The organism is Streptomyces sp. LS1784, assembly GCF_020103755.1.
In the GTDB taxonomy this organism is placed as follows: Bacteria; Actinomycetota; Actinomycetes; order Streptomycetales; family Streptomycetaceae; genus Kitasatospora.
This window is the reverse complement of sequence record NZ_JAHSQD010000436.1, coordinates 1-6,966: the sequence shown is the minus strand read 5'-3', so window position 1 is coordinate 6,966 and position 6,966 is coordinate 1. Positions and strand designations below refer to the sequence as shown.

General features: G+C 74.1%; 5 protein-coding genes and 1 pseudogene. 1 reads left to right on the top strand and 5 read right to left on the bottom strand.

Annotated elements, in window-relative coordinates; translation table 11 throughout:
- The 4 genes and pseudogenes from KS423_RS33820 to KS423_RS33805 all read right to left on the bottom strand — a co-directional run.
- Positions 1-249: pseudogene (locus tag KS423_RS33820) on the bottom strand (hypothetical protein); the annotation flags it as partial.
- A 131-nt stretch (positions 250-380) separates the two neighbouring features.
- On the bottom strand, positions 381-1,331 hold the full coding sequence (locus tag KS423_RS33815; RefSeq protein ID WP_224283574.1) for a carbohydrate kinase family protein: 951 nt from the start codon (positions 1,329-1,331) through the stop codon (positions 381-383).
- A 78-nt stretch (positions 1,332-1,409) separates the two neighbouring features.
- Entirely contained in the window at positions 1,410-2,984 is a 1,575-nt protein-coding gene (locus KS423_RS33810) for an MFS transporter (protein ID WP_308020280.1), read from the bottom strand.
- Positions 2,985-3,185: 201 nt separating this feature from the next.
- A complete protein-coding gene (locus KS423_RS33805; protein ID WP_224283572.1) occupies positions 3,186-4,910 on the bottom strand; it encodes a DUF885 domain-containing protein in 1,725 nt (574 codons plus the stop codon).
- A 118-nt stretch (positions 4,911-5,028) separates the two neighbouring features.
- Between KS423_RS33805 and KS423_RS33800 the strand changes: the two genes are divergently transcribed.
- Entirely contained in the window at positions 5,029-5,787 is a 759-nt protein-coding gene (locus KS423_RS33800) for a TetR/AcrR family transcriptional regulator (RefSeq protein ID WP_224283571.1), read from the top strand.
- A 73-nt stretch (positions 5,788-5,860) separates the two neighbouring features.
- On the opposite strand, the gene KS423_RS33795 is transcribed toward KS423_RS33800, so the two are convergent.
- A complete protein-coding gene (locus tag KS423_RS33795; RefSeq protein ID WP_224283570.1) occupies positions 5,861-6,712 on the bottom strand; it encodes a fumarylacetoacetate hydrolase family protein in 852 nt (283 codons plus the stop codon).
- Positions 6,713-6,966: the final 254 nt, after the last annotated feature.

Below are 6,966 nucleotides of genomic sequence, written 5' to 3'. Positions count from 1 at the left end.
GGTCGGGCTCGCGGCCGCGGGGGGCGTGGTGGCCGTGACCGGGGCCGGTGCCGTCGGATCGGTGACCGGGGCGGGCGCGGCGGCGGCGCGGGTGCTGCGGGCCGCCTTTCCGGCGGCCGTCGTGTCGGACAGGTCCAGTCCGTGCGTCCCGGTCAGCACCGCGGCGACCGCGACCGCGGACAGCACGGTGAACAGGGACGGGACCAGGAGTCCGCGGCGGCGCGACCTCTGGCGACGGTGCTTGCCCATGCCTGTTTCTCCTGCCGGGGCGCGATCGGGGGCGGCGTTCGGTCAACGACTATGACGCCTCAGCCTGGAAAGGGAGTGACCGACTCCTTGGAGCTCGATGAGAAATCCCTCGCCCGCCCGCACCCCCGGCGTCACCGGCCGGCGAGCAGCACGTCCAGTGCGGCGGCCCCGACGAAGGCGGTGTGCGTTCCGGCGGCGGTGCAGGCGAAGGCCCCGGCCACCGTACCGGCCCGGGCGCAGTCCAGCGGCGGGTGGCCCCGGAACCAGGCGTACAGGAAGCCGGAGACGAAGGCGTCCCCCGCGCCGTTGCTGTCCACCACCGGGCGGCCCGGGTCGACGGCCGGCAGGTGGCGCGACTCGGGGTCGTCCCGGGTGAGCAGGTGGCAGCCCTCGGCTCCGGCGGTGGCGACGACCACCCGCGCGCGCCCCTCGGCGAGGATCGCGCGCATCACCTCCTCGTGCCGGCCGCGGCAGCCGGCCACCGAGAGGAAGACCAGGTCGGAGCCGAGCGCGTAGTCGCGGCAGTGCGGGTCGGCGCCGTCCCAGTCGTGCAGGTCGGTGGAGGTGGTGCGGCCGAGGCGGTGCAGGTCGCCGTACATGTCCCGGTTGACGCCGGTGATGGACAGGTGGACGTGCCGGCTGCGCTCGGCGTACGGCAGGTAGAGGTCGCGCGGCAGCCGCAGGTCGGCGGGGTGGCGGGCGTCGAAGAAGGAGAACCGGCGGCCGGCCGCGTCCACCAGGTTGACCCCGCGCGGGGTGCCGTGCGGGCTCACCAGGTGCGCGAAGTGCAGGCCGTGGCGCGCGTAGTGGGCACGGACCAGGTCGCCCTGCGCGTCGTCGCCGAGGAAGTCGATGAACGCGGTGCGCAGGCCGAGGTGGTGGGCGCCGAGCGCGACGCCGTTGCCGGTGTGGCCGACGTAGTCCCGCACCGGTTCGACGAGCTGCGAGTCGCCGGGCGGCACCTCCAGCCGCTCGACCCGGACGATGGTGTCGACGCCGGCTCCGCCGACGACGAGCAGGTCGAACTCCGGCGGCGCGGTCTCGGACGGCACGGTCTCGGACAGCACGTTCTCGGGCAGCACGGCGCCTCCTTGGTCCCCGGATGGTGGCCAGGAGTCAAGCAGGCGCCGGAGGTTGACTGCAAGACCTTGCTGCAAATTTCAATCGATCGACGGCCGCTCCACCCCCGCCTCCGCCCGCAGATCCGTCGGCCGACCGTCCACGGCCCGTACGGCCGCCGCTTCGGCTTCCGCCTCCGTCTCCGCGGCACCGGCCTCGACCGCGGTGGCCTCACCGGGCGCCGGCCGGTGGTCGATCGTCAGCACCGCGACCAGCGCGGCCAGCAGCAGCACGCCCATCGCCACCCGGGTCGCGGCGACGTAGCCGTGCACCGCGCCCTGGGCCTGCACCGCCGGGTCGGAGGCGACCCGGGTGGCCAGGAAGCTCGCGGTGGCGCTCGCGGCGACCGTGTTCAGCAGCGCGGTGCCGACCGAACCGCCCACCTGCTGGGCCGAGTTGATGGTGGCCGAGGCCGCGCCGGCCTCGTTCGGGGCGACCCCGAGGGTGGCCAGGCTCATCGCCGGCATGAACACCAGGCCCATGCCCACGCCGATCAGCAGCTCGGCGGGCAGCACCAGGGCGGCCCACGGGCTGTCCACCCGCATCCGGGTCAGCCAGGCCATGCCGCCCGCGGCGAGCAGCAGTCCGGGGCCGATCAGGTTCCGGGACGGCACCCTGGTCATCATCCGGGCCGCGAAGCCCGTCGAACTCAGCACGATGGCGGCCGTCATGGGCAGGAAGGACAGGCCTGACACGACCGGCGAGAAGTGCTTGATGGCCTGCAGGTAGTAGGTCAGGAACAGGAACAGGCCGAACATCCCGATCATCGTCAGGCCGACCGAGAGCGCGCCGCCGCCGCGGTTGCGGTCGGCGACGATGTGCACCGGCAGCAGCGGGTGCGCGGTGCGCCGCTCGACCAGGACGAACACCGCGAGCAGCGCCACGCCCAGGACCAGCGAGCCGAGCACCAGGCCGTCGCCCCAGCCCCGGGCCACGGCCTCGGAGGTGCCGTGGACGATCGCCAGCAGGCCGCCGCAGCCGAGCAGCACCCCGGGCAGGTCCAGCCGCATCCGGCGGTCCTTCTCGATGCGGTCGCGCTTCAGCACGCCGAACGCCGCGACGGCGGTGACGGCGGCGATCGGCACGTTGACGAACAGGCACCAGCGCCAGTCCAGGTACTCGGTCAGCAGGCCGCCGGCGATGAAGCCGATCGCGGAGCCGCCGCCGGCGATCGCCCCGAAGACGCCGAAGGCCGTACTGCGTTCCCGCGGATCGGAGAAGGTGGTGGAGAGCAGCCCCAGCGCGGAGGGGGCGAGCAGGGCGCCGAACGCGCCCTGGAGGGCACGGGCGCCGAAGAGCATGGCCGGGCCGACCGCGGCGCCGCCGAAGGAGGAGGCGAGGGCGAAGCCCAGCAGGCCGACGGTGAAGACCCGCTCACGGCCGAAGAGGTCGCCCAGCCGGCCGCCGAGCAGCAGCAGACCGCCGAAGGCGAGCGTGTAGGCGGTGATCACCCACTGCCGGTCGGCGTCCGAGATGCCCAGGTCCCGCTGGGCGGACGGCAGCGCGATGTTCACGATGGTGGTGTCGAGCACGATCATGAGCTGGGCGGTGGCGATGACAGCCAGCACCCACCAGCGGCGACGGCCCGCGTCCTCATGACCGGTGGCGGTTTGCACAGTCACTGACCGAACCTTCCGGAGTGGGGCGGAGAGGTCACACAATCGCCTTCCAGCCAAACCCCGGCCCGGACGGATGGCAAGGCAAAATCTCACCAAACCGGATCTTCGGGACGAATGAACCAGGCCCCCGGGGCTCCGGACGGAGTCCCGGGGGCCTGGTTCCACGGCCCGCGGCCGCAGCCTGCGCTGCGCCGTGGGTCAGAGCGCCGAGAGCTCCTCGACCAGGTCGTCCAGCCCCAGCGAGCCCTGCGAGAGCGCCGCCATGTGCCAGGCCTTGGGGTCGAACTCCTCGCCGCGCGCCTCGTGCGCCGCCTTCGCCGCCGCCCGTCCGCGCAGCCAGGCGCGCTCACCGAGCTTGTAGCCGATCGCCTGACCGGGCAGGCCCAGGTAGCGGACCAGCTCGCTGTCCAGGAAGTCGGCGGACAGACCGCAGTAGCGGCCGAAGAACTCCCGGGCGTACTCGGGGCTGACCGGCTCGCCCGGCCGGTACGGGGAGTCCGCCGGGAAGTCCAGGCCCACGTGCATGCCGATGTCGACGATGACCCGCAGCGCCCGCATCATCTGCGCGTTGAGGTAGCCCAGCCGGTGGCCCGGGTCGGTGAGGTAGCCGAGCTCGTCCATCAGGCGCTCGGCGTACAGCGCCCAGCCCTCCAGGTTGGCGCTCACCCCGCCGAGGCTCACCTGGTACGTGGAGAGCCGGTCGGCGACGTAGTTCCACTGCGCGAGCTGGAGGTGGTGACCCGGGACGCCCTCGTGGTACCAGGTGGAGACCAGGTCCCAGACCGGGAAGCGGTCCCGGCCGAGCAGCGGCAGCCAGGTCCGCCCGGGACGGCTGAAGTCCAGCGACGGCGCGGTGTAGTACGGCGCGGCGGCACTGCCGGCCGGAGCGATCCTCGACTCGACCCGGGTGACGGGCTCGGCCAGGTCGAAGTGGGTGCCCTGGAGGTCCCGGACGGCCTGGTCCATCAGGCCCTGGAGGTACTCCCGGGCGGCCTCGGCGCCCTCGATGGCCGGGCCGTCGGACTCCAGCCACTGCATCGCCGCCAGCGGGCCCGCACCCGGCAGGACCTTCTCGGCCTCGGTCTCCATCTGCGCCAGCAGGTCGTGGAACTCGCTCCAGGCCCAGGCGTAGGCCTCCTCCAGGTCCAGGTCGGCGCCGGTCCAGTAGCGCACCCAGCGGACGTAGCGCTCCCGGCCCGCGGTGTCCGAGGCACCGGCCGCGGCCGGGCCGTACACGTCGCGCAGCCAGTCGCGCAGCTCGGCCAGCGCCTCGGCGGCGGCCACCGCGTGCTCCGACAGCTCGGGGCGCAGGCCCTCCGGCGCACCCTGGACGAACTGCCCGAACCACGCACCGGGCACCCGCTCGTCGGCGGGCGCGTCCTCGCCCAGCCACTCGGCGAACTGCCCGAGCACCGTGGCCACCTGGCGCGGACCGGACAGCAGACCGCGCTCGATGCCCTCGGCCAGCGTCTGCCGGTACTGCTCGAACGCCACCGGAACCTTCGCCAGGCGGCGGCCGATCACCTGCCACTCGGCCTCGGTGTCGGTGCCCATCAGGGTGAAGGACTCCCGCAGGTCGTGCACCGGGGAGCCGAGGTTGCGCAGCGAACGGAAGCTCTCCCCCGCCCCGTGGACGGCGAGTTCGGCGGTCAGCCGCTCGCGCAGCAGCCGGGCGCAGCGGCGCTCCGCCTCGTCCTCTGCGGCGCCGGCCCGCTCGGCCTCGTCGAGCTTCGCCAGGGTGCGGCGGGCGAGGTCGGCGATGGCCTCGGGACCGGCCGGGGAGAGGTCGGGCAGCCGGTCGTCATCAAGGTTGACGCCGAGGTACACCGCGGTGAGCGGGTCGAGCTCGGCCAGTTCGCGGACATGGTCGTCGGCGATGCGGCGCGGGGTGGTGCCGTCGGCGGTGATCAGTTCTTCACGCATTCGGACATCATTGCGTGGCACGGCAGCTTTGCAACCCCTTTGCGAGCAGGGTTCGCCTGCGAAAATCCGTTCGGCGCGACAGGACCCGATCCGCCCGGCGCCCATTACGCTGGCCGCCATGGAAGCCCGCCCCACCCCGGCAGCCGGTCAGGCACCCGTTCCGGCCGCACCCGAGCCGCGTCCGCGCCGCACCGGCTACCGGCGGCTGCCGGTCCAGCAGCGGCGCGAGCAGCTGATCGCGGTCGCCCTGGAGCTGTTCGCCTCCCGGCCGCCCGAGGAGGTGAGCCTGGACGACGTCGCCGAGGCCGCCGGGGCCTCCCGCCCGCTGGTGTACCGCTACTTCGCGGGCGGAAAGCAGCAGTTGTACGAGGCCGCGCTGCGCACCGCGGCGGACGAACTGACCAGCCGCTTCGCGGTGCCGGTGAGCGGGACGCCGTCCGAGCAGCTGTCGGCGGTGCTGGACGGCTACTTCGCCTTCGTGGCCGAGCACGACGCCGGCTACTCGGCGCTGCTGCGCGGCGGTTCGGTGGTGGAGACGGCCCGCACCTCGGCGATCGTGGACGACGTCCGGCGGGCGGCGCTGCGGCGGACACTGCGCCACCTGGGCGTGCGGGAGGCCGGGCCACGGCTGACGCTGCTGGTGCGCTCGTGGATCGCGGTGGTCGAGGGCGCGTCGCTGAGCTGGCTGGACGAGGGGCGCACGCTGCCGGTGGCGGAGCTGCGCGACTGGCTGGTGGACCAGTTCACCGCGATGGCGGCGGCGACGGCGCTGCACGACCCGCAGACGGCCGAGGTGCTGGCGGGGGTGCTCGCGCTGGAGGGGCCGCGGCCGGAACGGGCGGAGCGGCTGCGGGCGGTACTGGGCGGCGCTTCGTAACCGGCGCTTCGTTACCGGCGCTTCGTGGCGGCCCTCCCGACCCCCGTGCCAAGGGTCGGGGCGGCCTGTGCCGTTACGCCTTGCCGAGTACCTGGCGCTGGCGGCCGAGCCCGTCGATCTCGATCTCGACCACGTCGCCCGGGGCGAGGAACGGCGTGCCGGGGCGGCCCAGGGTGACCCCGGCGGGCGTGCCGGTGATGATCACGTCGCCGGGCTCCAGCACCATGAACCAGCTCGCGTAGCGGACCAGTTCGAGCACCGGGAAGATCATCTCGGCGGTGCTGCCGTGCTGCCGCTGCTCGCCGTTGACCCACAGCCGCAGGGTCAGCGCCTGCGGGTCGGCGACCTCGTCGGCGGTGACCAGCCAGGGCCCGAGCGGGGTGAAGGTCTCCGCCGACTTGCCCTTGTCCCACTGACCGCCGCGCTCGAACTGGAAGGCCCGCTCGGTGACGTCGTTGGCGATCGTGTACCCGGCGATCACCCCGGCCGCCTCGGCGTGCGAGTCCAGGTAGCGGGCGGTGCGGCCGATCACGATCGCCAGCTCGGCCTCGTAGTCGGTCTTCTCGCCACCGCGCGGCACCAGCACCTCGTCGTACGGGCCGACCACGGTGGAGCTCGGCTTGAGGAAGATCACCGGCTCGGCCGGGATCGCGGCCCCGGCCTCGGCCGCGTGGTCGCGGTAGTTGAGCCCGATGCCGACCACCTTGCCCGGCCGGGCCACCGGTGCGCCCACCCGCAGGCCGTCGAGGTCCACCACCGGCAGGACGCCGGTGGCCGCGTCCCGGGCCAGCGCCGCCGGGTCCAGCCCGGCCAGGAAGGCCCCGTCGAGGTCGCGGGCCCGCCCCGAGAGGTCGTACGCGGTGCCGTTCTCGCCCAGGACGACCGGGCGCTCGGCGCCCTGGGGTCCGACGCGCAGGAGCTTCATCGATCCGTCACCAGCCTTTCGTCGCAGCTCACCGGGGCGGCGCGAACACCGCACCCGAGTCCGGCAACGAGGTATACCAACGCGCCGGGCGGCGGACCAGAGCGTCCCGGTGGGCGAAATCCTCCCGGTTCCCGCTCCGCCCGCGGCACCGGCTCGGCGGCACACACGGTTGACACCCGGCGGGCGTCCGGCGTCGCGGGCGGCGGTGCCCGGGCCCGTCCCGCTCCGCCGGCGGCGAACGCGGGAGTGCCGCG

Excerpts from the sequence above, each read along its gene's own strand:
- KS423_RS33805 (WP_224283572.1), bottom strand. The coding sequence starts at position 4,910 with ATGCGTGAAGAACTGATCACCGCCGACGGCACCACCCCGCGCCGCATC.
- KS423_RS33800 (WP_224283571.1), top strand. The coding sequence starts at position 5,029 with ATGGAAGCCCGCCCCACCCCGGCAGCCGGTCAGGCACCCGTTCCGGCC.
- KS423_RS33795 (WP_224283570.1), bottom strand. The coding sequence starts at position 6,712 with ATGAAGCTCCTGCGCGTCGGACCCCAGGGCGCCGAGCGCCCGGTCGTC.